This window comes from Mycobacterium deserti (genome assembly GCF_025345615.1).
GTDB classification, from domain to species: domain Bacteria; phylum Actinomycetota; class Actinomycetes; order Mycobacteriales; family Mycobacteriaceae; genus Mycobacterium; species Mycobacterium deserti.
Map to the genome: position 1 here is coordinate 1 of NZ_JAODWD010000004.1, position 23,240 is coordinate 23,240.

Annotated in this window: 11 protein-coding genes; 7 read left to right on the forward strand and 4 right to left on the reverse strand. The window is 67.1% G+C overall.

What is annotated here, in order from left to right:
- From N4S67_RS16345 to N4S67_RS16355, 3 genes are all read left to right on the forward strand, one after another.
- Nucleotides 1-9,159: non-ribosomal peptide synthetase (locus N4S67_RS16345; protein ID WP_260994073.1), on the forward strand; the 9,159-nt coding region annotated here is incomplete at its 5' end.
- Nucleotides 9,160-9,200: 41 nt separating this feature from the next.
- Nucleotides 9,201-10,880: an ABC transporter ATP-binding protein gene (locus tag N4S67_RS16350; RefSeq protein ID WP_260994074.1), complete on the forward strand. Its 1,680-nt coding sequence runs from the start codon at nucleotides 9,201-9,203 to the stop codon at nucleotides 10,878-10,880.
- 19 nt (nucleotides 10,881-10,899) lie between these two features.
- Nucleotides 10,900-13,122 (forward strand): MMPL family transporter, encoded by a 2,223-nt coding sequence (locus N4S67_RS16355; RefSeq protein ID WP_260994075.1) that lies wholly within the window; start codon nucleotides 10,900-10,902, stop codon nucleotides 13,120-13,122.
- Nucleotides 13,123-13,125: 3 nt separating this feature from the next.
- Here N4S67_RS16355 and N4S67_RS27990 read toward each other — a convergent pair whose 3' ends face one another.
- Nucleotides 13,126-15,750 carry an ATP-binding protein gene (locus N4S67_RS27990; protein WP_313959955.1) on the reverse strand — a complete coding sequence of 875 codons (2,625 nt, stop codon included), beginning with the start codon at nucleotides 15,748-15,750 and terminating at the stop codon, nucleotides 13,126-13,128.
- A 456-nt stretch (nucleotides 15,751-16,206) separates the two neighbouring features.
- On the opposite strand from N4S67_RS27990, the gene N4S67_RS16370 reads away from it, so the two are divergent.
- Together N4S67_RS16370 and N4S67_RS16375 are read left to right on the forward strand one after the other, a co-directional pair.
- Nucleotides 16,207-17,199 carry an alpha/beta hydrolase gene (locus N4S67_RS16370; RefSeq protein ID WP_260994076.1) on the forward strand — a complete coding sequence of 331 codons (993 nt, stop codon included), beginning with the start codon at nucleotides 16,207-16,209 and terminating at the stop codon, nucleotides 17,197-17,199.
- 16 nt (nucleotides 17,200-17,215) lie between these two features.
- The gene (locus tag N4S67_RS16375; RefSeq protein ID WP_260994077.1) at nucleotides 17,216-17,524 is read left to right on the forward strand and encodes a hypothetical protein; all 309 of its coding nucleotides are present in this window, start codon (nucleotides 17,216-17,218) and stop codon (nucleotides 17,522-17,524) included.
- 9 nt (nucleotides 17,525-17,533) lie between these two features.
- Here the strand turns inward: N4S67_RS16375 and N4S67_RS16380 are convergent, their stop codons facing one another.
- Nucleotides 17,534-19,492: a serine/threonine-protein kinase gene (locus N4S67_RS16380; RefSeq protein ID WP_260994078.1), complete on the reverse strand. Its 1,959-nt coding sequence runs from the start codon at nucleotides 19,490-19,492 to the stop codon at nucleotides 17,534-17,536.
- Nucleotides 19,493-19,560: 68 nt separating this feature from the next.
- Here N4S67_RS16380 and N4S67_RS16385 point away from each other — a divergent pair, with 68 nt between their 5' ends.
- Nucleotides 19,561-19,884: a DUF1330 domain-containing protein gene (locus tag N4S67_RS16385; RefSeq protein ID WP_390893436.1), complete on the forward strand. Its 324-nt coding sequence runs from the start codon at nucleotides 19,561-19,563 to the stop codon at nucleotides 19,882-19,884.
- A gap of 22 nt (nucleotides 19,885-19,906) precedes the next feature.
- On the opposite strand, the gene N4S67_RS16390 is transcribed toward N4S67_RS16385, so the two are convergent.
- Nucleotides 19,907-20,860 (reverse strand): alpha/beta fold hydrolase, encoded by a 954-nt coding sequence (locus N4S67_RS16390; RefSeq protein ID WP_260994687.1) that lies wholly within the window; start codon nucleotides 20,858-20,860, stop codon nucleotides 19,907-19,909.
- A 147-nt stretch (nucleotides 20,861-21,007) separates the two neighbouring features.
- Between N4S67_RS16390 and N4S67_RS16395 the strand changes: the two genes are divergently transcribed.
- Entirely contained in the window at nucleotides 21,008-21,541 is a 534-nt protein-coding gene (locus N4S67_RS16395; protein ID WP_260994080.1) for a DoxX family protein, read from the forward strand.
- 15 nt (nucleotides 21,542-21,556) lie between these two features.
- Here the strand turns inward: N4S67_RS16395 and N4S67_RS16400 are convergent, their stop codons facing one another.
- Nucleotides 21,557-23,173 carry a PGRS repeat-containing protein gene (locus tag N4S67_RS16400; protein WP_449288835.1) on the reverse strand — a complete coding sequence of 539 codons (1,617 nt, stop codon included), beginning with the start codon at nucleotides 23,171-23,173 and terminating at the stop codon, nucleotides 21,557-21,559.
- Nucleotides 23,174-23,240: the final 67 nt, after the last annotated feature.

Sequence of the window (23,240 nt, forward strand, 5' to 3'; positions counted from 1 at the left end):
GCAAACGTCCTCGGCCTCACCCACGTCGGCACCGAAGACTCCTTCTTCGAACTCGGCGGCGACAGCATCCTGGCGATGCAAGTCGTGGCGCGCGCACGTGCCGCGGGTGTGACGTGTCGGCCGCGCGACATCTTCGTCGAGCAGACCGTCGCGGGCCTGGCCCGCGTCGCCGGTCTGGCCGACGGCCAGTCGGTCGCCGACGACGGTGTCGGCGAGGTGCCGACCACACCGATCATGCGGTGGCTACAGGCCGTCGAAGGACCTGTCGGACAGTTCAATCAGACCGTGTTGCTGCAGGCGCCGAAGGACGCCACCGAGGCGGACGTGGTGGCGCTCCTCCAAGCCCTGCTTGATCGGCACGCGATGCTGCGACTGCAGGTTGACGAGGACGTCTCGGGTGGGTGGTCGTTGCACACCCGCGAAGCGAAAGCAGTGGCAGCCGACGCGTGCGTACAGTCAGTCGACCACTTGTCCGACGAAGCACTGGTGGCGGCCAGGTCCCGCTTGAACCCGGCAACCGGAGTGATGCTCAGCGCACTGTGGATCGCCTCGCCGGGTCACCTGGTCCTGATCATCCACCACCTGGCCGTTGACGGAGTGTCGTGGCGAATCTTGTTGCGCGATCTGTCCGTAGCGTGGAATCAGCGTCGCAGTGGGCAAGAGGTGGCGCTCCCCGTCAGCGGTACGTCGTTCCGGCAGTGGGCCGCGCTGCTCAACCGCTACGCGCAGACGCCGGAGGTGACGTCGCAGGCGCAAGCCTGGAAGCGGGTGGTCGACGTGCCGGACGCGCTGCCGTCGGTTCGGCCTGCGGTGGACACGTTCGCCGCCGCCGAGCAGCTGGCGACGCTGTTGGACAGCGAGACCACCGGCACCCTGCTGGCCGAGGCGCCTGCGGCGTTTCATGCAGGCGTGCAGGACATTCTGCTGATCGCCTTCGGGCTCGCGTTGGCGGAGTTCCTCGGCAAGAGTGACGCGCCGGTCGGCGTCGACGTCGAAGGTCACGGACGCGACGAGGACCTGGCTCCTGGACTGGACCTGTCGCAGACCGTGGGCTGGTTCACGGCCAAGTACCCGGTCTCCCTATCCGCGAGAGAACTGCGGTGGTCGCAGGTCGTGGCGGGCGATGCGGCGCTCGGCGACGTCGTCAAGGATCTCAAAGAGCAGCTCCGTGCGGTACCAAACGGGCTGACCTACGGCGCGTTGCGCTACCTCAACCCCGGAGTCGACCTGCCACAAACGGACCCGCAGATCGCATTCAACTACCTCGGCCGCCTTGGCGGGCTCGGTCAGGACACCACGGCGGACGGCTGGCAGATCGGCCACTGGGGTTCGTTGGTCGCCGCGGGTGACGGACTGCCGATGCCGCTGATGCACACCCTGACGCTCAACGCCGCGACCGTCGACACCGACTCCGGTCCGCATCTGCATGCCGACTGGATATGGGCGCCATCGACACTCGATCGAGATCAGATAGCCCGTCTCAGCCAAATGTGGTTCGAAGCCCTCCGTGGTATCTGTGTGCACGTCCGGGCCGGCGGGGGAGGACTGACACCGTCCGACATCGCACCTGCTGTCCTGACTCAGCGTCAGATCGATGAAATGGAACGGCGGTACCGGATCGCCGACATCCTGCCGCTGAGCCCGTTGCAGCAGGGTTTGCTCTTTCACGCCGACGCCGTCTCGGACGCCGCCGATCTGTACACGGTGCAACTCGACATCGCCTTGAACGGACCGCTCGACAGCGGCCGTCTACGGGAGGCGGTCCGCACCGTGGTAAGCCGCCATCCAAACCTGGTGGCCCGCTTCTCGACCCAATTCGACCAGCCGATCCAAATCATCGAACGCGATCCGGACTTCCCCTGGCAATCACTGGATTTCGACGACGAACATCAGATCGGACAGCTGTGCGCCACCGAGCGCGCCGCGGTGTGCGACCCCACTGAGCAACCGGTCTTTCGAGTAGCGCTCGTCCGAACCGCACCCGAACGCCACCGGTTCGTGCTCACCGTTCACCACCTCACCGTCGACGGCTGGTCTATGCCGATTCTGCTCGGCGAAATCGTCGCCGAATATCGTGGGGAGCGGCTACCCGCCGCGGGTTCCTACCGGAAGTACCTGCGTTGGTTGGCCGATCGCGATCGCGATGCCGCCCGCACCGCCTGGAGCGCAGTGCTCTCCGGGCTCGACGAGCCGACACTGGTCGGACCGCCGGACCGGCTACGGCTGGGCTCACGCGATGCGCTCTCCTTCCGCCTTCCGCCCGAGACCACCAAAGCAATTGCCGAGCTGGCGCGGACACACCACACGACCGTCAACACCGTGCTGCAGGCCGCATGGGCGCAGGTGTTGATGACGGTGACGGGTCACGACGACGTCGTATTCGGCACAACGGTTTCCGGCAGACCCGCCGAGGTGGCCGGTGCCGAATCGATGGTCGGCCTATTCATCAACACGGTCCCGGTGCGGGCGCGTGCCACCCCGGCGACCACCGGGGCTGAACTGCTGCGCCAACTCGCGGACATCGCCCACAAGACCCTCGAACACCAGCATCTGCCGCTGAGCGAAGTGCACCGCATCGCCGGGCATGAGACGTTGTTCGACACCCTATTCGTCTACGAGAATTACCCGATCGACAGGGACCGGCTGAACAGCGCCGACGAGCTGTCCATCGGCGCCGTTCGCATTCACGAAACCACGCACTACATGCTCGTGGTGCAGGCATCTCCCGGCGCGGAGCTGGGCATCACGGTCGACTACCGCGCCGATGTGTTCGACAGCGCGATGGTCGAAACGCTGTGCGCGCAGTTGCGCAAGGGGCTGGCCGAGATCGCTGCCGACTCGGCGCGGGCGTTGTCGTCGATGGCTCTGCTCGACGGAGTCGAGCAGGCCCGGCTGGTCCGGTGGGGCGACCGCAGGTCCACGGCGCGACCCGCGGCGGCCGAGGTGTCGATACCGGAGGCGCTCGCCGCCCAGGTTGCGCGGACCCCGGATGCGCCCGCGCTCAGCTTCGGGGCCGAGTCCTTCACGTACCGACAGTTCGACGATGCGTCGAATCAATTGGCGCACATGCTATCTCGGTACGGTGTCGGTCCAGGCGATTGCGTGGCGCTGCTGTTCGAGCGGTCCGCCGCGGCGATCATCGCCATGGCGGCTGTCCTGAAGACCGGGGCCGCCTATCTACCGATCGATCCGACGCTGCCCGCCGCCCGCGTCGACTTCATGCTCGCCGACGCGCAACCCGTCGCCGCGATCACCACCACCCACCTGACCGATCGGCTGAACTCCGACATTCCGATCGTCGTGGTCGACGACCCACGCATCGCCGACTGTTCGCACACCTGGACGGCCGCGCCTGCGGGCGACGACATCGCGTACATCATCTACACCTCCGGCACCACCGGTGTGCCCAAGGGTGTCGCGGTGACTCATCGCACCGTGACCGGACTGCTGGATTCGCTGACCGACGACCCTTCTGGACAGGTGTGGTCGCAGTGGCATTCCTATGCCTTCGACGTCTCCGTCTGGGAGATCTGGGGTGCGCTTCTGCGCGGGAGCCGACTTGTCGTGGTGCCCGAGGCGGCGGCGGGTTCGCCGGCCGACTTACACGCTCTGCTGATCGCCGAAGACGTCGACGTCGTGAACCAGACCCCCTCTGCCGCAGCGATGCTGCCATCTGACGGGCTGGATTCGGTGACGCTCATCGTCGCAGGAGAGGTCTGCCCGACCGAGCTGGTCGACCGGTGGGCACCCGGACGCAAAATGGTGAACGCCTACGGGCCGACCGAGACGTGGTATGCGTCGATGAGCGCGCCGTTGACAGCCGGGTCGGACGTGGCACCTATCGGCGCACCGGTGCCGGGCGCGGCCTTCTTCGTTCTCGACCGGTGGCTGCGGCCGGTGCCCGCCGGGATGGTGGGCGAACTGTATGTGGCAGGTCGGGGCCTCGGCATCGGATATTGGCGTAGAAGCACGTTGACGGCGGCACGTTTTGTACCGTGCCCGTTCGCCGGATCCGGATCGCGGATGTATCGCACCGGTGATTTGGTGCGCTGGGGTGATGATGGACAGCTGCGGTTCGTGGGCCGCGCCGATGAGCAGGTCAAGATCCGGGGATACCGCGTCGAACCGGCCGAGGTCGCCGCGGTGTTGAGCGAGTCGGACGGTGTCGAGGCCGCGGTGGTGATCGTCCGCGAGGACCGTCCCGGCGACCGGCGCCTGGTCGGCTATGTCACGGGGCCGGCCGATCCGGCACCGTTGCGTGCGAGGCTTGCCGAGCAACTCCCGGTGCATATGGTGCCCGCCGCGATCGTCGTCCTCGACACGCTGCCCTTGACGGTCAACGGCAAGCTCGACACCCGTGCCCTACCGGCGCCCGACTACAGCGACGCCGAGCGGTATCGACCGCCTTCCACACCGGTCGAGGAGATCCTGGTCGGCATCTACGCCGAGGTGCTCGGAGTCGACCGCGTCGGGGTCGACGACTCGTTCTTCGAACTCGGCGGTGACTCGCTGTCGGCCATGCGGGTGACCGCCGCCGTCAACGCCAGCCTGGGCACCCGTCTGTCCGTGCGTACCTTGTTCGACGCACCGACGGTCGACGCGCTCGCGAGCCGGGTCGAGACCTCCGAGGGCGGCCTCGAGCCGTTGGCACGCTACGACAGACCGACGACCATCCCGCTGTCGTTCGCCCAGAGTCGGCTGTGGTTCATCGACCAATTCCAGGGTCCCTCCGCGGTATACAACATGTCGGTAGCGCTGCGCTTGCACGGCGCGCTCGACGAGGACGCCCTGAGGGCCGCAGTGTCGGACGTGGTGGACCGCCATGAGAGCCTGCGAACCCTCTTCATCGCTGACGAAGGCGTCCCGCAACAGGTGGTGTTGGCGCCTGGAACCGGCGTCGGCTGGCAGGTCGCCGATGCCACCGGGTGGCCGTCGGACCGTCTCGAGGAGGCCGTCGCCGCCGCGGCCCGGCACGAGTTCGATCTTGCGACCGAGATACCGCTGCGCGCACAGCTTTTCCGCATCGATACCGACGAACACGTCTTGGTGATGGTGGTCCACCATATCGCCGCCGATGGCTGGTCGGTGACTCCGCTGGCCCGCGACCTGGGTGCGGCCTACGCCTGCCGGAGCGCGGGGCATGGTCCCGACTGGACGCCGCTGCCGGTGCAGTACGCCGATTACACACTGTGGCAGCGCGAACGACTCGGATCCGCAGCCGATCCCCACAGCCGTCTCGCCGCGAAGCTGCGGTTCTGGGAAACGGCGTTGGCAGGCGTACCGGAGTACCTGGAGCTACCCACCGATCGGCCCTATCCGCTCGTGGCCGATCACCGCGGTGCCAGCGTGAGCGTCAACTGGTCCGCGGAGCTGCAGCGGCGCGTGCGCGAGGTGGCCCGCGAACACAACTCCACCAGCTTCATGGTGATCGAAGCCGCGCTCGCGGTGCTGCTCTCACGCCTCGCCGCCAATGACGATGTCGCGCTGGGCTTCGCGATCGCCGGACGAGACGATCCAGCGCTGAACGAACTCGTGGGCTTCTTCGTGAACACTCTGGTGCTCCGCGTGGACCTCGGCGGCGACCCGACAGTCGGCGAGCTGCTGGCACAGGTGCGCCAGCGCAGCCTGGCCGCATACGAGCACCAGGACGTGCCATTCGAAACACTCGTGGAGCGGCTCAATCCACCTCGTTCCAGAACCCACCATCCGCTGGTGCAGGTTTTGCTGGCCTGGCAGAACTTCGCCGGGTCTCTCACCGACCCAGCCGCCCATCTGGCCCTGGGCGATCTGACGATCACTCACATGCCCCTCGAGACCCACACCGCCCGAATGGACCTCGCATTGTCTTTGGGCGAACGCTTCACCGAGGCCGGTGAACTCGCCGGCATCGGCGGGGCAATGGAGTTCCGCACCGACGTATTCGAAGAGGCCACGGTCGCCACGCTGATCGACCGGTTGGAGAAAGTGCTTGCGGCGATGACCGCCGACCCGACCGGACGGCTCTCGTCGATCCGACTGCTCGACGACTCCGAGCGCGAACGAGTCGACGGGTGGACCAACCGCGACACCCTCACCGGACCCACCCGGGACACGGGGTCCATCCCTGCGGCGCTGGCCCAACAGGTGCAACGCACGCCCGAGGCGCTGGCGTTGGTGTGCGGCGACGCGGCCATGAGCTACCGAACATTCGACGAGGCGTCCAACCGGTTGGCGCATCTGCTGCGTGGCCGAGGCGTCGGACCCGGCACCCGAGTGGCATTGATGTTCCCGCGCTGCGCCGACGCGGTCGTGGCCATCGCAGCAGTGCTCAAGACAGGTGCGTCGTACGTGCCGATGGACCCCGCGCTTCCCGCTGCGCGGATCGACTCCATCGTCGCCGACGCAACCCCTCTATTCGCGATCACCCGCGCGGACGTCGCCGACCGATTGGACGGGTGCGGGTTGCCGACCATCGATGTCAACGACCCCGGCATCCAGGGGTATCCATGTACCGGGCTCAGCCTGCCCGCGCCCGACGACGTCGCGTACCTCGTCTACACCTCGGGCACTACGGGAATGCCGAAAGGTGTTGCCATCAACCATCGCAACGTCACGCACATGGTGGCATCACTGGATGCTTCGCTGCCCCGGGCCGGCGTCTGGGCACAGTGCCACTCCTATGCGTTCGACGTCTCGGTGTGGGAGATCTGGGGCGCGCTACTCCGCGGCGGACGACTGGTGATCGTCCCCGAGGAAGTGGCCGCATCGCCGACCGATTTCACCGATCTGCTGATCAGCGAACAGGTCACCGTGCTCGACCTGAGCCCGTCGGCGGCGGCGATGCTGTCGCCGGAGGGGTTGGACGCGCTGACTCTCGTCGTCGGCGCGGAGGCGTGTCCCGCGGCGGTCGTCGACCAATGGGCCGACGGACGCCTGATGATCAACGCCTACGGCCCCACCGAGACGACTGTGGACGCCACCAGAAGTGCGCCGTTGCGACGTGGTTCGGGCGCACCCCCGATCGGGACACCGGTGCCCGGCGCGGCGGTGTTCGTGCTCGACGAGCGGCTGCATCCCGTTCCACCCGGTGTCGTTGGCGAGCTCTACATCGCGGGAAACGGTGTGGGAATCGGCTATTGGCGACGGTCGGGGCTGACGGCGGCGCGGTTCGTACCGTGCCCATTCGGAGCGCCCGGGTCGAGGATGTATCGGACCGGCGACCTTGTTCGGTGGGACGACGAGGGGCAACTGAGGTTCGTGTCGCGCGCCGATGAACAAGTGAAGGTCCGGGGCTTCCGGATCGAACTCGGCGAAGTGCGCTCAGCACTGAGCGAATTGGACGGCGTGGACCAGGCCGCGGCGGTCGTCCGAGACGACCTGCCAGGCGGCCCCCGACTGGTCGGTTACGTCACCGGCTCGGTCGATACCGAGCATGCGCGCGCACGCCTGGCCGATCGGCTACCGGCCTTCATGGTGCCCGCCGCCGTCGTCGCGATGGACAGCCTGCCGCTGACGATCAACGGCAAACTCGACGTGCGCGCCCTGCCTACCCCCGGATTCACCGAGGCCGATCACTACCGCGCCCCCGCCAGTGCCGCAGAAGCGGTCGTCGCCGGCATCTACGCCGAGGTGCTCGGCCGACCCCAGGTCGGCGTCGACGACTCGTTCTTCGACCTCGGCGGCGATTCGCTGTCGGCGATGCGCGTAATCGCCGCGCTCAACACCTCGCTCGATGCCGACCTCGCGGTACGCACGCTGTTCGACGCACCGTCGGTCAGAGACCTGTGTCTGCGGTTGCACACCGAAGACGGCTCGGCCGAGGCTGTTTCGGCCGCGAGTGACGCACGCTTCGATTCCGTCCACGGTCACGCCACCACGACGCTGCACGCCGGCGATCTCACCCTGGACAACTTCATCGACGCGCCGACCCTGTCCACAGCTTCGGTACTGCCGGGCCCCAGCGCCGAGGTGCGAACAGTCCTGCTGACCGGGGCCACCGGATTCCTCGGGCGATACCTGACCTTGACGATGCTCGAGCAGATGGAGCGTGTCGACGGCAGCTTGATCTGTTTGATACGCGCCGACTCCGATGTGGATGCGCGCCGCCGCCTCGAGAAGACTTTCAGCGGTGACCCTGGACTGTCGCGATACTTCCGTGAATTGGCCGCCGGCCGTCTCGAGGTCATCGCCGGCGACAAGAGCGCGAATAACCTGGGCGTGGCGCAGCAGACATGGCAGCGACTCGCCGAAACCGTCGATGCGATCGCCGATTCCGCAGCGCTGGTCAACGGCGTGCTGCCGTACCGCGAACTGTTCGAGCCGAACGTGGTGGGCACCGCTGAGCTGATTCGCCTGGCGCTCACCGCGAAACTCAAGCCGTACGCTTATGTTTCCACGGCGAATGTGGGCGACCAGGTGGACCCGTCGGTGTTCACCGAGGATGCGGATATCCGCGTCATCAGCCCCACCCGCCAAATGAATGCGGGACTGTCCAACGGCTACGGGAACAGCAAGTGGGCGGGCGAGGTCCTGCTGCGTGAGGCCAACGACCTGTGTGGGCTACCGGTCGCCGTGTTCCGCTGCGACATGATCCTGGCTGAGCCCACGTACGCCGGCCAGCTCAATCTGTCCGACACGTTCACCCGAATGGTGTTGAGTGTGCTGGCAACCGGCGTGGCACCGAAATCCTTCTACCGGCTCGATGCGCACGGCAACCGGGAACGCGCACACTTCGACGGACTACCCGTCGATTTCGTCGCGGAAGCGATCACCACGCTGGGCGTGCAGGTGGTCGACGGGTTCGAGACGTATCACGTGATGAACCCCCACGATGATGGCGTCGGGCTGGATGTGTTTGTCGACTGGCTGATCGAGGCCGGACACCCCATCGAGCGAATCGACGACTTCGGGGAGTGGCTGCAACGCTTCGAGTCCGGACTGCGCGCCCTGCCGGAGAAGCAGCGACGTCATTCGGTGCTGCAGATGCTGCTGCTGCGTGACCTCACCGAGCTGCGGCCGCTCACGCCGACCCGCGGGGCCTATGCGTCGACGGACCGATTCCGGGCCGCGGTGCGGGAGGCGAAGATCGGCCCCGACCAGAACAGTCCAGATATCCCGCACGTGACTGCGCCGATCATCACCAAGTACGCCGCCGAACTACGACATCTCGGACTGTTGTAGGCCGCTCAATGCTGACCCTGCTGCGCGCTCACAAATTGTCGATGACCGTGAGCCTTCTGCTGCTCGCGGTGGCGACCGTGCTCATCATGCTCCAGCCGCTCCTGGCCGGTCGTCTCGTCGACCGGGCAGCGGATGGCGCGCCGAGTGCGGCATGGGTGATGTCGTTGCTGGCCATGCTTGTCGGGCAGCTGGTCTTGGAAGCGCTCGCGCAATTTCGGTTAGACCGAACGGGGGAGAGGGTGGTCCTGCAGTCGCGCGCCGTCTTTACGACGCATGTCGTGCACCTCCCGATCGGCGTGCTGGACGCGAGCCGCACCGGCGGCCTGCTTGCGCGTGGTACCAGCGATGCGAGCCTGCTGCGCGACATGCCGCGAGCCGTCGGCGATCTGGTGTTCGGGTCGCTGACGCTGCTCGGGGCCGGGATCATCATGCTGTCGATCGACGCGATCACCGTCGGCGTCGTGGTTGTCGTCATGGCCGTCGCATTCGGTGCGGGCAGCCCGCTGCTGTCCCGAATCCAGCATGCGTCGATGAAACGTCAAGCGGCGCTGGGTGACTACACGGCAGGGTTGGACCGAACACTGGGCGCGGCGCGCACCGTCAAACTCTTCGGCGCCGAAGATCGCGAAGTGAAGTCCATCAGCACCGGCGCGCACGCGGCCTATGAGGCCGGCGTCCGCATCGCGTCGGCCACCGCGGGCAATCGCCTCCTGGTACGTCTGGGCGTCACGGGAGCCTTCCTGGCCATCATGATCATCGACGGACGGCGCGTCACCAGCGGCGAGTTGTCCGTCGGGCAGTTCGTCAGCATGTTCGCCTTCGCCATGTACGCCGTCTTTCCCATCACCGCCGGGTTCAGCGCCCTTGCGACGCTGCGCACCTCGGCCGGCGCGTACCACCACCTGGTCGCCGTACTGCGCGAACTGCCGGAGGACGACGCGTCGCGACTCGACAGTGAGCCCGCCCCCGTCGCGTCGCGGTCGGCGGGTCGACCTGCGCCGTTGGTCGAGTTCGAGCACGTCTCGTTCTCCTACGGCGACAATGCTGTGCTGTCGGACGTCTCGTTGCGACTGAACCGAAATCAGGTGACCGCGCTAATCGGACCGTCCGGCGCCGGGAAGAGCACAATTCTCGGACTGTTGTGCCGGTTTCACGACCCCGCAACCGGCACGGTGCGTTGGGATGGCCAGGACATCCGCTCCATGTCCCTCAAGGACCTCCGGGGAAAACTCGGCCTGCTCGAACAGGATGCGCCGGTGCTCAACGGCACCATCCGCGACAATCTGCTCATCGCCGATCCGGGCGCGACCGACAGCGATCTGTGGCGGGTACTGGCGCAAGCCAACATTGTTGACGAGATCGCCATGATGCCCGCACAACTCGACACACCCGTGCTCGAACGAGGTCGCAGCCTCTCCGGTGGCCAACGCCAGCGGCTCGCGTTGGCACGGGCGTATCTGTCGAAGTCCGAGCTGATCCTGATGGACGAACCGACGGCGCACCTCGATCGCGCCAACGAGTACGACGTGATGGCCAACCTCCTGGAGGCTCGTGGGCAGCGCAGCCTGCTGGTCGTCGCCCACCGGCTGTCGACCGTCACCAGCGCAGACCAGATTCTCGTGCTGTCGCACGGGCGTATTCAGGCAGCCGGCACACACAAAGAACTGTTGCGCCTGCCGATCTACCGCGAACTCATCGAGCACGAACTCGCCGATCGCTGACATCAACGGAGGAAGTGTCGTGCTGACCGCAATCGCCCGGCTGGCGATCGCCGCGCCCCGCCGGGTCATCGCCTTAGCGGTGCTGGTGATGATCGGCACCGCGCTCTTCGGCATCCCGGTGAGCAAGTCGCTGGCCGCAGGCGGGGGGCTCGATCCCGGCTCCGAATCGTCAGCCGCCTCGGCGCTGCTCGCCGAGAAGTTCGACCATGGCGGCATGGGAATGGTCATCACCGTCACCGCTGAGGACGGGGCCCTCCGGCCAGCAGCCAGCAGGGTGGGATCCGATCTCGTTGCGCGACTGCGAGACTCGCCGCACGTCCGGCAGGTGCAGTCCCCGTGGACGCTCCCACGCGCCACGGCGCGGTCGTACCTCAGCGAGGATGGCAAGACCGGGCTGATCACAGCGTCGCTGTCGGGCGGCGACAGCGATGCGCAGCTTCACGCCAAACGATTGTCCGAGGAACTCGTGCGGGATCGCGATGGCGTCACTGTGCGCGCCGGCGGCGAAGCCGTCGTCAACTGGCAGGTCAATGAACAGACTGGCGAAGACCTGTTGCTCATGGAGTCGCTGGCCTTGCCGTTGAGTTTCCTCGTCCTCGTCTGGGTGTTCGGCGGACTGGTGGCCGCAACGCTGCCCGTGGTGGTCGGCGTCTTCGCGATTTTCGGTTCGATGGCGTCGCTGCGCGCGGTGGCCCTGTTCACCGAGGTGTCGGTCTTCGCGCTGAACCTGAGCGTGGCGATGGGCTTGGCGCTGGCCATCGACTACACGCTGTTGATCCTCAGCCGATTCCGAGACGAGTTGGCCGACGGACGATCCCGTGACGCGGCATTGATCAGGACCATGGCCACTGCCGGCCGCACCGTGCTGTTCTCGGCGACGACGGTGGCGCTGTCGATGGCTACGATGGTCCTGTTTCCGCAGTACTTCCTGAAGTCCTTCGCCTACGCGGGGGTGGCGGTGGTCGGTTTCGCCGCAGCGGCGGCGATCGTCGTGACGCCGGCAGCGATCGCACTGCTGGGCGGCCGCCTCGACGCGTGGGACGTGCGCCGGTTGACACGCCGTCTTTTCCGGCGCCCCGAGCCGCGACCCGTGCCTGTCGAGCAGCGGTTCTGGTATCGCTGGACGAGGGCTGTCATGCGCCGAGCCCTGCCGATCGGCTTCGGCGTCGTCGCGCTGCTTCTGCTGCTCGGAACGCCGTTCCTCGATGTGCGGTGGGGATTCGCCGACGATCGGGTGCTGCCGACGTCCACTTCGGCGCGCCAAGTCGGCGAGCAGCTACGTAATGAATTCCCGCACAACGGGATTGCTCCTGTCACGGTCGTCCTGCCCGATGCAACCGGTCTGACATCCCGCGATCTGGACGTCTATGCCGCCGCGCTTTCGCGCGTTCCCGACGTGTCGTCGGTGTCATCGCTCGGCGCGACGTTCGTCGAGGGCAAACGATCAGGGCCGCCCGCTGCGCCGAATGGTCACAAGGACGGCAGCGCCTTCCTCACCGTCAGCACCACCGCGCCACTGTATTCGGCAGCGTCTAATGAGCAGCTTGACCGTCTGCATGCCGTGCCTGCCCCCGCGGGCAAGCCGGTGCAGCTGACCGGAGCGGCACAGAGTAATCGGGACAGTGTGAACGCCATCGCCACGCGCCTGCCACTGGTGCTCACGCTGATCGTCGCCATCACGCTGCTGCTGGTCTTCCTGCTGACCGGCAGCGCGGTCCTGCCGGTCAAGGCTGTGGTGATGAACACGCTGTCACTGACTGCGGCATTCGGTGCGCTGGTGTGGGTGTTCCAGGAAGGCAACCTCGGCGGGCTGGGCACCGCGGCCACCGGCACGCTGGGTGTTCAGCTACCGGTGTTGTTGTTCTGCATCGCTTTTGGTCTCTCCATGGACTACGAAATATTCCTGGTCTCGCGAATCCGGGAGTATTGGCTGACATCGCATCAAGGCTGGGGCGCGAATGAGGCGAGTGTCGCTCTGGGCGTCGCTCACACCGGGCGGGTGATCACGGCCGCCGCGCTCATCATGACGATTTCCTTCGCAGCGTTGATGGCCGCGAAAGTGTCATTCATGCGGCTGTTCGGCTTCGGGCTGACAGTCGCCGTGTTGGCAGATGCCACGCTGGTCCGGATGCTTCTGGTCCCCGCGTTCATGCGGGTGCTCGGCCGGCGCAACTGGTGGGCGCCCAGATGGCTGGTCGGCCTCCATGACCGGTTCGGTTTGAGCGACAGTGCCCGTCGCTGACGACTAGTTCGCCGACGGCATTCGGCGGTGCGCGTATGCCGCGGCCTGGGTGCGGTTGCGGACGCCGAGTTTCGACAGGATCGCACCGACGTGGCGGTTGGCGGTCTTGGGGCTGATAAAGAGGGCAGTGGCTATTTCGGCGTCGCTGTGGCCGGCGGCAAGTAGTTCGAGGACGTCGCGTTCGCGTTGGGTGAGCCCGTGCGGATCGGCGATGGTGGCTTTGCGCCGGGCGTCCGGATTCCGGCCGCGCAGTTGGGCGAGTCTCTGCTGAGCGCGGCGCGTCGCCGCGCGTGCGCCGAGGCGGCGGAAGGTGTCGAGTGCGGCGGCCACGGCCGCGGCGTCGCCGCCCAGCTGGGCCACGGCCGCGTCGTAGGGGCTGCCGAGACGCGTCCACTCCTGCGCCGCCGCTTCCCAGTCGCCGCTGACTTCGAGGCGATAGGGGGTGATGCTGTCGGCGGTCGGTGCGTCATCGGGCAGATCGCCGCCCACACGCGCCCAACGCCGAAGATGACCCACCATCCACGGGTCGGAATGTTGTTTGGCAGCGGCAATTCCGATCTGTGCTTCGGCGCGCGCGGCGTCGTCGTCACCGGCCAGCCAGGCCGCTTCGGCGCGAGCCGCCCACACCACTCCGAGACGCGCCATGTCGCCGGGATCGGCAGCGGCCAGGGCCTCGTCCAGCAGCGCGGGGACCGGCTCGCCGCGACGGGCGTGAACCAATGCGGCGGTCACCAACGGCAGGATCCGCGGCGGTGGAGGCAGGGCGGGTCGGCTCAGCACCTCTTCGGCGATGGCCAGCGCGTCCGTGAAGTCACCGCGATGCAGGGCGACAAGGGCGGCGGCGCCGCTGGTGATCGAATCGAACATGCCGAGGTCGTGAGCCGTGCAGAAATCCGAGGTTTCGTCGATGTAGCCCGCGGCGCGGTTTAGCTTGTAATGCACGGCGGCGAACCAGCAGATGAGTCCGCCGTTCAGGCCGCCCAATTCGGACAGGCCCTCGACGGCCATCGATTCGCGCCAACAGGCCTCGAGCTCATCCCATCCGTCGTCGGTGCACAGGACGGTGGCCAGCAACGCGAAGAATCTGGCCCGCACCACCGCGATGCCGAACCCGGTCTCGGTCCCGAGTGCCACGGCGCGCGAGGCGAACTCATCGCACGCCGGATCGAAATCAAACGCCGTCAGTGCCGCCATCGTGGCCAACGACATGGCGAGCTGGGGGGAGGGCTCCATGACCTCGAGTAGCCGCAGCGACGCCGCGGCAGCGTCGATGGCTGCCCTGGTATGGCCCAGCAGATACATCTGGTGTGACAGCCAGTGCAGATCCTCGGCTTCGCGCATGCGGTCGCCCAGTTCGTGACGCAGGGCGATCGCGTCCTGCCAGGATGACACCGCCGCGTCGGCGAGTCCGCTCAGATAGCCGCAGAATGCGTGTTGCTCAAGCCATGTCACCCTTTGTTCGGCGGGCACGGCGTCGGCGTGGCGCAACGCCAGCGCGTAAAGTTCAACGGCCTCGCGGTTGGCGCCCAACGACGACGCGCGCGCGGCTGCGGTGGGGGCATACTCGAGGACCGCGTCGGTGTCACCGGCCTGTTCGGCATGAAAGGCCAACGCTGCCAATGTGTTCGGGTCCACTGGCGCGTCAGCCAAGGCCGTCAGCGCACGCTTGTGGAACGTGCGCCGCTGGAACGCGGGGATCTGGTCCAGTGCGGCACGTCGGGCCAACTCATGCCGAAACCCGACCGTGGCCGCGTCGGCCACAAGGACACCGGCGTCAAGGCACTCCACGAGCCCATCCGCCGCGTCGGGGCAAACCTCGGACAACAGTGTCAGACTCGCGCGCGGACCGCAGACCGCGGTGGCATGGGCAGTCTCGCGCCCGGCAGTCGACAGCCGGGCCAGCCGACCCCGCACCGCGTCAGACACGCTGTGCGGCAAGCCGCCGTCGAGCACGGCCGCGGAACCGTCTGCCAGTACCTCCGTGACGTAGAACGGGTTTCCGCCCGTGAGTTGATGCAACACCTCGGCATTGACCCCGCTACCGGCCGCCAGTCTCGCGACCGCCGACTCGCTGAGCGGATCAAGTTTGAGCCGGCTCACCGCCGACGACGTCGTCAAGTCGCCCAACAACACCGCCATTGGGTGATGGTCACCGATCTCGTCGTCGCGGTACGACGCCACCAGCAGCAGCGGCAGAGATTCGATTCGTCTGGTCAGAAACCGCAGCAGGTCCAGTGTCGCGCCGTCAGCCCAGTGCACATCCTCGACGATGCACACCGATGCGGTTCCGCGGCCGAACATCCCGACGAACCGGGTATAGATCGCCTCGACATCGCCTGCGTCGACGGCGGCTCGCATGTCCGCGGCATGCTCGCCGGGCGTTTCGGCCAGCATGTCAACCAGCGGACCCAGTGGGCGCGGGGCCGTCAACGGATCGCACCATCCGCGGAAGACACGGGTACGCGGCCCCAGGCCGGCGACGAAGCGCGCCATCACCGTGGTCTTCCCGACGCCGGCCTCGCCGCGCAGCAACACCACTCGCCCACGCCCGCGCGCCGTTTCGCGCTGCCACTTGTCAAGCTTTGCGAGCGCCGTTTCGCGCTCGAGGAGTCTTTCCTCCGTGGCCACGGGCCACCCCCTTCGTCACCGGCCACGGTTCGCGGCCGCGCATTTGGCCCGAATATGGGGTGAACACCTCATGCGCCGAGGCGGGGCGGTGCTGCACAGTTCATGAGCGTGCGCGGACCGCTGCCTCGGCATGAGCACACCGTCATCTGGCCAGATGCGGTCAAAAGCTTAGCCCGGCAGCTCCGCCCACGCTTGCAATCGCAACCACGTAGTAGTGATGTCGGAAAGGACGGACAATGAGTACTGCAGGCGCGGTTCGGCGACGACCACTGCCGAGCCTGGCCCGCCTCTTGCGTTCATGTGCCCCTGAGCAACCGAGCAACCACGGATAACAGTCGCCTGCCGATGCGTGTGCTTGATAACTGCGCCACAACAAGATCACTTATCCGACGCGCGCCGATCCCGCGTGCTATAGAAGTCCAGTCATATTGCGCCCCTGAACATAAGAGGAGTTACGTGCGCACCACATCCGCTCGATACCGTCGAGTCGGCGCGATCGCCGTCGCGCTGCTGTCGATGTTGACCACCGTGTCCGCCCCGGCCGCAGTCGCACAACCCCCGCAGGGCGCGCACATCACCGGCATCGAACACGTCACCGATCGGTGGGACAAGGTCTCGGTTTACTCGCCGTCGATGAATAAGGTGATCGTCAACGATGTGTTCAAAGCCCCGGAATCCGGTGCGCCCGTGTTTTATCTGCTTCCCGGCATCGACGGCGGGGACGACATCGCGGGCGGCGGCATCGCGCCCGGCGCGAAAAGCTGGTTCGGGATGACCGACATTCAGGGTTTCTTCGCCGACAAGAACGTCAACGTCGTCTCGCCGCTCGGGGGTCAGTTCAGCTGGTACACCGATTGGATCGCCGATCCGGGCAAGCAGTACCAGACGTATATGACGCGCGAGCTGCCTCCGCTGATCAACGAGGAGTACAACGCTAACGGCCAGAACGCCGTTGGCGGCTTGTCGAGCACCGGCGGTACCGCACTCGACTACGCGATCCAGGTTCCCGGCATGTATCAGGCCGTCGGCTCGTACAGCGGCCTGCTCAACCCGTCGGACAATGCTCAACAGGTGCAGTTGACGCTCATGGGCGGTGGCGCGAACGCCGAGGCGATGTGGGGTCCCTTCGGCGGACCGTTATGGGTGGCGCACGATCCGACGAAGAACGTCGCCAAGCTCAACGGGGTTGCGGTTTACGTTGCCGCATCCGCCAGTGGCGGCGTGGGCGCGGTCGACCGGTTGCCCGCAAACTTCGGACCGAATATCACCGGGGGGCTCATCGAGCGCATCGTCGCCGACAGCACACGCGTGTTCGCCGACGCCGCCGCGGCGGCCGGAGTGCCGGTGAACTACGTCGTCCGCCCGGACGGATCGCACACCTGGGGTCTCTTCGAATCGGAGATGCAGGAATCGTGGAACACCACCATCGGTCCGGCCCTGGGGGTCTGACTCCTACGATGGAGTGGTGAGCGATCCGGGCGTCACCGACGACGGCCATTATGTCGTCATCGACGGCCGTCGGTGGCGGGCCACGGATCCGTTGATTCCCGAGCAGCGCCGGACTGAACTGGTCCACATCCTGATGGCGTGGCGCCGAGAAGTGCGCCGTACCAAGGGAACCGCGCAGGAGGCGGCATCTCGAGCGGGCGTCAATGCCGCCAAGGTCGCCCTGGGGGAGCGGGGCACACCGCCGTGGTGGGACCAGACCGTCGCTCAGCGGCAAGCACGGTGGGACGCCGAGGTCACCGGGCCAGACGATCGGGTGACGGAATAACAGCGCAGGCTAGTCGCCAACGCGCTCGAACGTGTCCTCGAAGTCGCCGCCGCCGGGGCACGCCCCGCCGGGGGCCACGGTCTGTTTGCCCCGGCCGGTCAGCAGCGCGATCGGGTCGTCGAGTTGCGACGGCATGGGATATTCGGCGGTGATCGTCATCTGCGCCGTCCCGCCCGCTGCACACGGCGAGATGCCCGTCTCGTTGCGAGTCCACTTGTCGTTGGCGAACATCAGCGTGACGATGCCGTCGGGGCCGTGGAAAAGGCTCATGCACCGGTCGCCGGTCCGAAGGCAGTAGGTTTTGGTTTCCAGAGTCGCCCCCGAGAGGACGTTGCCGGTGGCGAAGGTCGTGGTCTGGCGGTATCTGCCTCTGAGGCCTTCGGCGGGGGTGACCGACCGCGGCGGCAGGACCTCCGGGTCTGCGACCTTGTTCAGGTCCGGGTCGCCAGTACGAGTGAACTTAACGGTTCGTTTCGCGGCGCAGACGCCGTTTGTCGAGGCCCTGACCGTTTCGCCGGAGAGTGTGCCGTCCGGCCGCGGTTGCAGCGTGAACACCACCCACAGTTCCTCGGGCGTGTCCGAACCGCACTGTGCCGACGCCAGGCCGACAGCCACCCAGGCGCCGCCCAACTGATCGAATGTCAGGTTCGACAACAAGGCCAGCCCGGCGCCGCTGACGTTGGCCGCGGTGGCCACGCACCCGCTCGCGCCACACGCTGAGCGGACGGCCCAGTTGCTCGTCGTCGCCGGAGCGTTGGGCACCGGCTTGCCTTCGAGATCCGTTCCGGGGCCGTAGTCGGCACGATAGGTGCCCGTGAACTCGCTGTCCGCCGTCGGCGCCGAAGGGGAAGTGGCGGCGGGCCCGTCGTCCCGCGTGAGACCCACGATGGCGATGAGACTGCCCGCGACGAGAACGGTGACCAGAAAGACCAGTGCGCCGATCAGCACACCGTGGCGTCGTCCCGCCGACTTCGGGGCCGGGGGCGCCGGGGGCAGATGGGCTCTCGGCACGCTCAACTGCGTGGCCACATAGGGCGATGCGCCACTGCCCGACGGTCCGGGCTGTGTCCAGGCTTGATGCGGCCACGCCGGCGTGCTCGGATCGCGGGGACCGACACACATCTGCGGCGTGGGTCCGATGGCGTCGGGCTGACTGGACTGGGTGATGACTTGCTTTGCGGCGGTAGCCATGTCGACGGCGGTGGGATACCTATCCCCGGGTTGTTTGGCCAGGCCGGTGGCGATCACTTCGTCTAGCGCGGTCGGGACAGTGCGACTCTTCTCCGACGGCCTCGGGGGCGGTGTGAAGATGTGGCCGCTGGCGATCTGCTCGAGCGTATTGCCGGGGAATGGCTGTTGGCCGGTGAGGCATTCGTAGAGCACACACGCCAGCGCGTAGATGTCGGAGCTGGGATGGATTTCGTCGGTGTTGAAGCGCTCGGGCGCCATGTAAGCCCACGTGCCGATCGCGGCACCGGTGACCGTCACTCCTGTTTCCTCAGCAGTGCGGGCGATGCCGAAGTCGATCAGATACGCGAAGTCGTTCTCATCGAGCAGGATGTTCGACGGTTTGACGTCGCGGTGCACCAGCCCGGTTCGGTGTGCGTTGTGCAGCGCCGATGCGATCTGGTCGATGATCGAAACGGCGCGCTGGGTTTCGAGCGGACCGCTTCCGATCAGCGTATGCAGGTCGGTGCCGGTGATCAGCCGCATCGTCACATACAGCCGGCCGTCGATCTCGCCGACGTCGTAGATCGGCACGACGTGGGGATTGTCGAGACGGGCGGCCGCGCGGGCCTCTCGCCGGAAACGCTTGTCGTAGTCGGGGTCCTGCGACAGGTGAGGCAGCAGCATCTTCAGGGCTACGACACGGTCGATCGCCGTATCGTAGGCGCGCCACACCTCGCCCATACCGCCGCGGCCCAGCAGATCGATCAGCCGGTAGCGGCCGAATGGCGTGCCATCCACCGGCTAACGATAACGGCCCGCCGCGAGAGCGTCAGCCAATGCGCGAGTCCTTCGGTAGCGTCATGCCGGTGACGGTGTACGCATTGAACCTGTTCGACATCGCCGACCGCGACGAGTATCTGGCGTACTCGAAGCGCTCCCCACGGGAAGTCGCCAGACACGGCGGGCGCGTGGTTGCCCTCGGACAGTTCCGGCAATCGATCACGGGCGACGTCGAACCGCGGAAGGTGCTCATCCTCGTCGAGTGGGATTCTAAAGACGCATTCGACAGCTACTGCGACGACCCGGATCTCGCCGACCTGCACGCGCACCGCGAGAACGGAGCTTCCTCCTACGTCTGGCACCTGTTCGACCGTCTCGACGATCTACGACCGCTGCTGAAGCTGGGGTGAACCGCCGCGTATCCAGCGGCGTCTATTCCGACATCCACTCGAGCAGTGCCTCGTTGACCTCATCGGGCCGCTCTTGCTGTATCCAGTGCCCGGCCCCGTCCAAGAGAACTTCGCGGTAGGGGCCGCTGACGACTTCGGCGAAGCGGTCGGTTGCGGTGAAGGTCAGAACCGGGTCGTCGGTGCCAGCGATGAACAACGACGGCACCGCGATCGTGCTGGCCGGGGTATCCGCGGTCAACTCCCAATTGCGATCGAAGTTGCGATACCAGTTCAGGGCACCGGTGAATCCGGTGCGGGTGAATTCGGCTATGTAGTACTCGAGTTCGTCTCGCGTCAGCCAGTGCGGCAAACCGTCGGGATCCGGCAACCGCTCGACGTAGCCTTCAGGGCCGGGCCGCATCAACCGGGTGGCCAGATCTGCGGGTCGTGACGATGCGCCGAGCGTGCGCCTGATGGTCGTAGTTGGGTCGCGGCCCAGATCCGCATCGGCGACACCAGGCTCCTGGAAGTAGAGGATATAGAAGAAGGCATCGCCAAACTTCCTGCGCCAGGACTCAATCGGCGGTCTGCGGGGCCGGGGGACGGGAGGCCCACTCAGGCCCGCCACCCTCTCGACCCGGTCGGGATACAGCAACGGCACAGCCCAGGTGACGATCGATCCCCAGTCATGGCCGACGAAGGTTGCGCGGTCAGCGCCTGCGTACTCGAGCAGCCCGATCAGGTCGGCGGTCAACTCGATAATGGTGTAGGCGTCGACCGCAGCTGGGCGTGAGGATCCACCGTAGCCGCGTTGGTCGGGCGCGAGCACGTGGTAGCCCGCTTCGGACAACGTCGTCAGTTGATGCCGCCACGAAAATGCGAGCTCCGGAAAGCCGTGGGCGAGAACGACCAGCGGATCGCCAGGTCGGCCGGCCTCGAGAGTGCGCAGCAGGATTCCATTGCTTTCGACAACCCGCTCGGTGAACCCGCCGACCATGGTGGAACTCAACCACAGCGCTGCTGACCGCCGCGCCGCTTCGGCGCTGCTGCTCGACAGCTCGCCCAGTACCGTTGCGGCACAGAGTCAACGCGATGTTCCATACCACCTTGACCTCAAGTATTGTTGAGGTTCTACGGTTCGGTCATGAACATCACCGATTCGAGAGTCACCACGCACATCCCCGGGCGCGTACAAGCGGCGGATGTGGGATTGCTGCTGTTGCGTGTCGTTTTCGGAGGGCTTCTGGCTGCTGCCGGCCTGCAGAAGCTATTCGGCTGGTTCGGCGGCCAGGGATTGGCGGCGACGGGGACCGTCTTCGAACAGATCGGTTACAGCCCAGGGGTTTTCTTCGCCGCGGTCGCCGGCATACTCGAAACCGCCGGAGGGCTGTTACTCCTGTTCGGGTTGTTCACCCCGTTGGCCGCCTCGATCGTCGTCGGCGTGATGATCAACGCCGCGAGCGCCACATTCTCAGGTGGTCTTTTCGGCCCGAGCGGCTATCAGATGGCGCTGCTTTACGCCACTGCGGGCGCGGTCATCGCCTGCACAGGCGCAGGAGTTCTGGCCTTGGACCACGGGCGCCCCTGGCAGCGGGAGGGTGCGCCGTGGGCCGTGGCCAGCATTGCGACGGGCATAGCCGCAGCTGTGGCCGTGCTACTCGCCAACGCGGTGTTGTAGCCGCCGAAGCAGAGGTCAGTCAGTACCGGCTTGCGCGCCGCCGCCTCCGCTGCCGCCTGCGCCGCCGGCACCGCCGCCTGTTCCGACGGAGCTGCCGCCACCCTTGCCGCCAGAACCGGTGTCACCGGCGTTGCCGCTGCCGCTAGCACCACCCTTACCTCCGGCACCGCCGGTGCCGCCCTTCCCGCCCGTGCCGTCGTCACCCTTGTCTCCCGGCGGCGTGTTGGGCAGCGTCCCGCCGCTGCCACCGGTGCCCCCCGTTCCGCCGATGCCACCGGAGCCGCCCGTGCCACCGTCGCCACCGGCGCCGGTGGTGCCGCTGCCGAGGCCGCCCGAGCCGGCCGCCCCGCCATTGCCGCCTGCGCCACCGGTCCCGCCCGTGCCGCCGGTGCCTCCGTTGCCCCCTACGCCGCCGTCGCCATTACCGCCGACGGAGCCCTGCGGGTTCTGGCTACCGCCACTGCCGCCACCGCCGCCGTTGCCGCCTACCGCGCCTTTGCCACCCTGGCCGCCTTGGCCACCGGTGCCGCCGTCGCCGCCGACGCCCAACAGGCCGCCCTTGCCGCCCGCTCCGCCGCTGCCCCCGGCCGTGCCGTTTCCGCCGGTTTTACCGGTGGCGCCGTTTCCACCCGCACCGCCGTCGCCTCCAGGCCCTTGCGAAGGACTGTTGTCGCTGCCGCCGTTGCCGCCCTTACCGCCGTAGCCGCCGTTCGCCGTGGCATCCCCGCCTTTGCCGCCGTCGCCGGCACCGACGCTGTTGGTGGCCGCGGCACCGTCGCCGCCTTTCCCGCCGTCTCCGCCGAGATTGCCGCCCTTGCCGCCAGTGCCACCGTTGTTGCCACCGACACTGCCCGGCACGCCGTTGGCGCCGGGGCCGCCGTTCTGCAAACCCGAGCCGTTCTGTCCGGTGCCCGCGGTGTTCGACGTTGCAGGGTTCGCGGCGTTGGCGCCGGCGCCACCCTTACCGCCAGTGCCGCCGGCACCGCCGTTGCCGATGAGCGTCGCTCCGGCGCCGCCGTTGCCACCGTTGCCGCCGGAAAGTGTGGCGTTGCCGTTGGCGCCCTTCCCTCCGGCGCCCCCGTTGCCGAGGAAGAATCCGGCATTGCCGCCGTTACCGCCGTTGGCCCCTGCGGCAGTGGGGCTGTAGCCGTCGCCACCACTGCCGATGAACATTCCGCCGTTGAACCCGTTCGGATGCGCCGCGGTGCCGTCGGCGCCGTTACCGATGAAGGCGTTGAGCACCGGTATGGCACCGGCGACATCGAGGAAGGGGTCGAAGAGCGCCAACGAATTTCCGAGGCCACCGGCGAGTCCGAGGCTGTCAGCGGCGAGCAGGTTGCCGCTCGCGACGCAGCCGTTGCCCAGTGGGTCGGAGACGCATCCGGGCAGGTCTGCTGGAAGGTTTGGGGCGGCGTGCGCTGCGGCGGGGGCGAGGAACGCCGCGGCGGGAGCAGCGAGCACGACGCCGGCTCCGCCGACGGCCGCGGCGGTTGCCACCATTGGGCGCACCCTGTTCCGCGACTGCCGATCGATCACTCCTCGACGGCTGCTGCGTTTGGACACGTGAACCACCCCTTCGTCGTTCGCTCGATCGCTGGAGGAAGTGTGCTGGATAGGCGGGGCTCGACACATGAGGCGTTTACCTCAAATTCGCTTCCGCGCGTGGGGCCGAGGTGTCCCCGGGCACGGCGACGCTTAT

Bases quoted from the DNA above. Each gene is read 5' to 3' on its own strand.
- N4S67_RS16350 (WP_260994074.1), top strand. From the start codon at position 9,201: ATGACCGTGAGCCTTCTGCTGCTCGCGGTGGCGACCGTGCTCATCATG.
- N4S67_RS16390 (WP_260994687.1), bottom strand. From the start codon at position 20,860: ATGGTCGGCGGGTTCACCGAGCGGGTTGTCGAAAGCAATGGAATCCTG.
- N4S67_RS16395 (WP_260994080.1), top strand. From the start codon at position 21,008: ATGAACATCACCGATTCGAGAGTCACCACGCACATCCCCGGGCGCGTA.
- N4S67_RS16400 (WP_449288835.1), bottom strand. From the start codon at position 23,173: ATGTGTCGAGCCCCGCCTATCCAGCACACTTCCTCCAGCGATCGAGCG.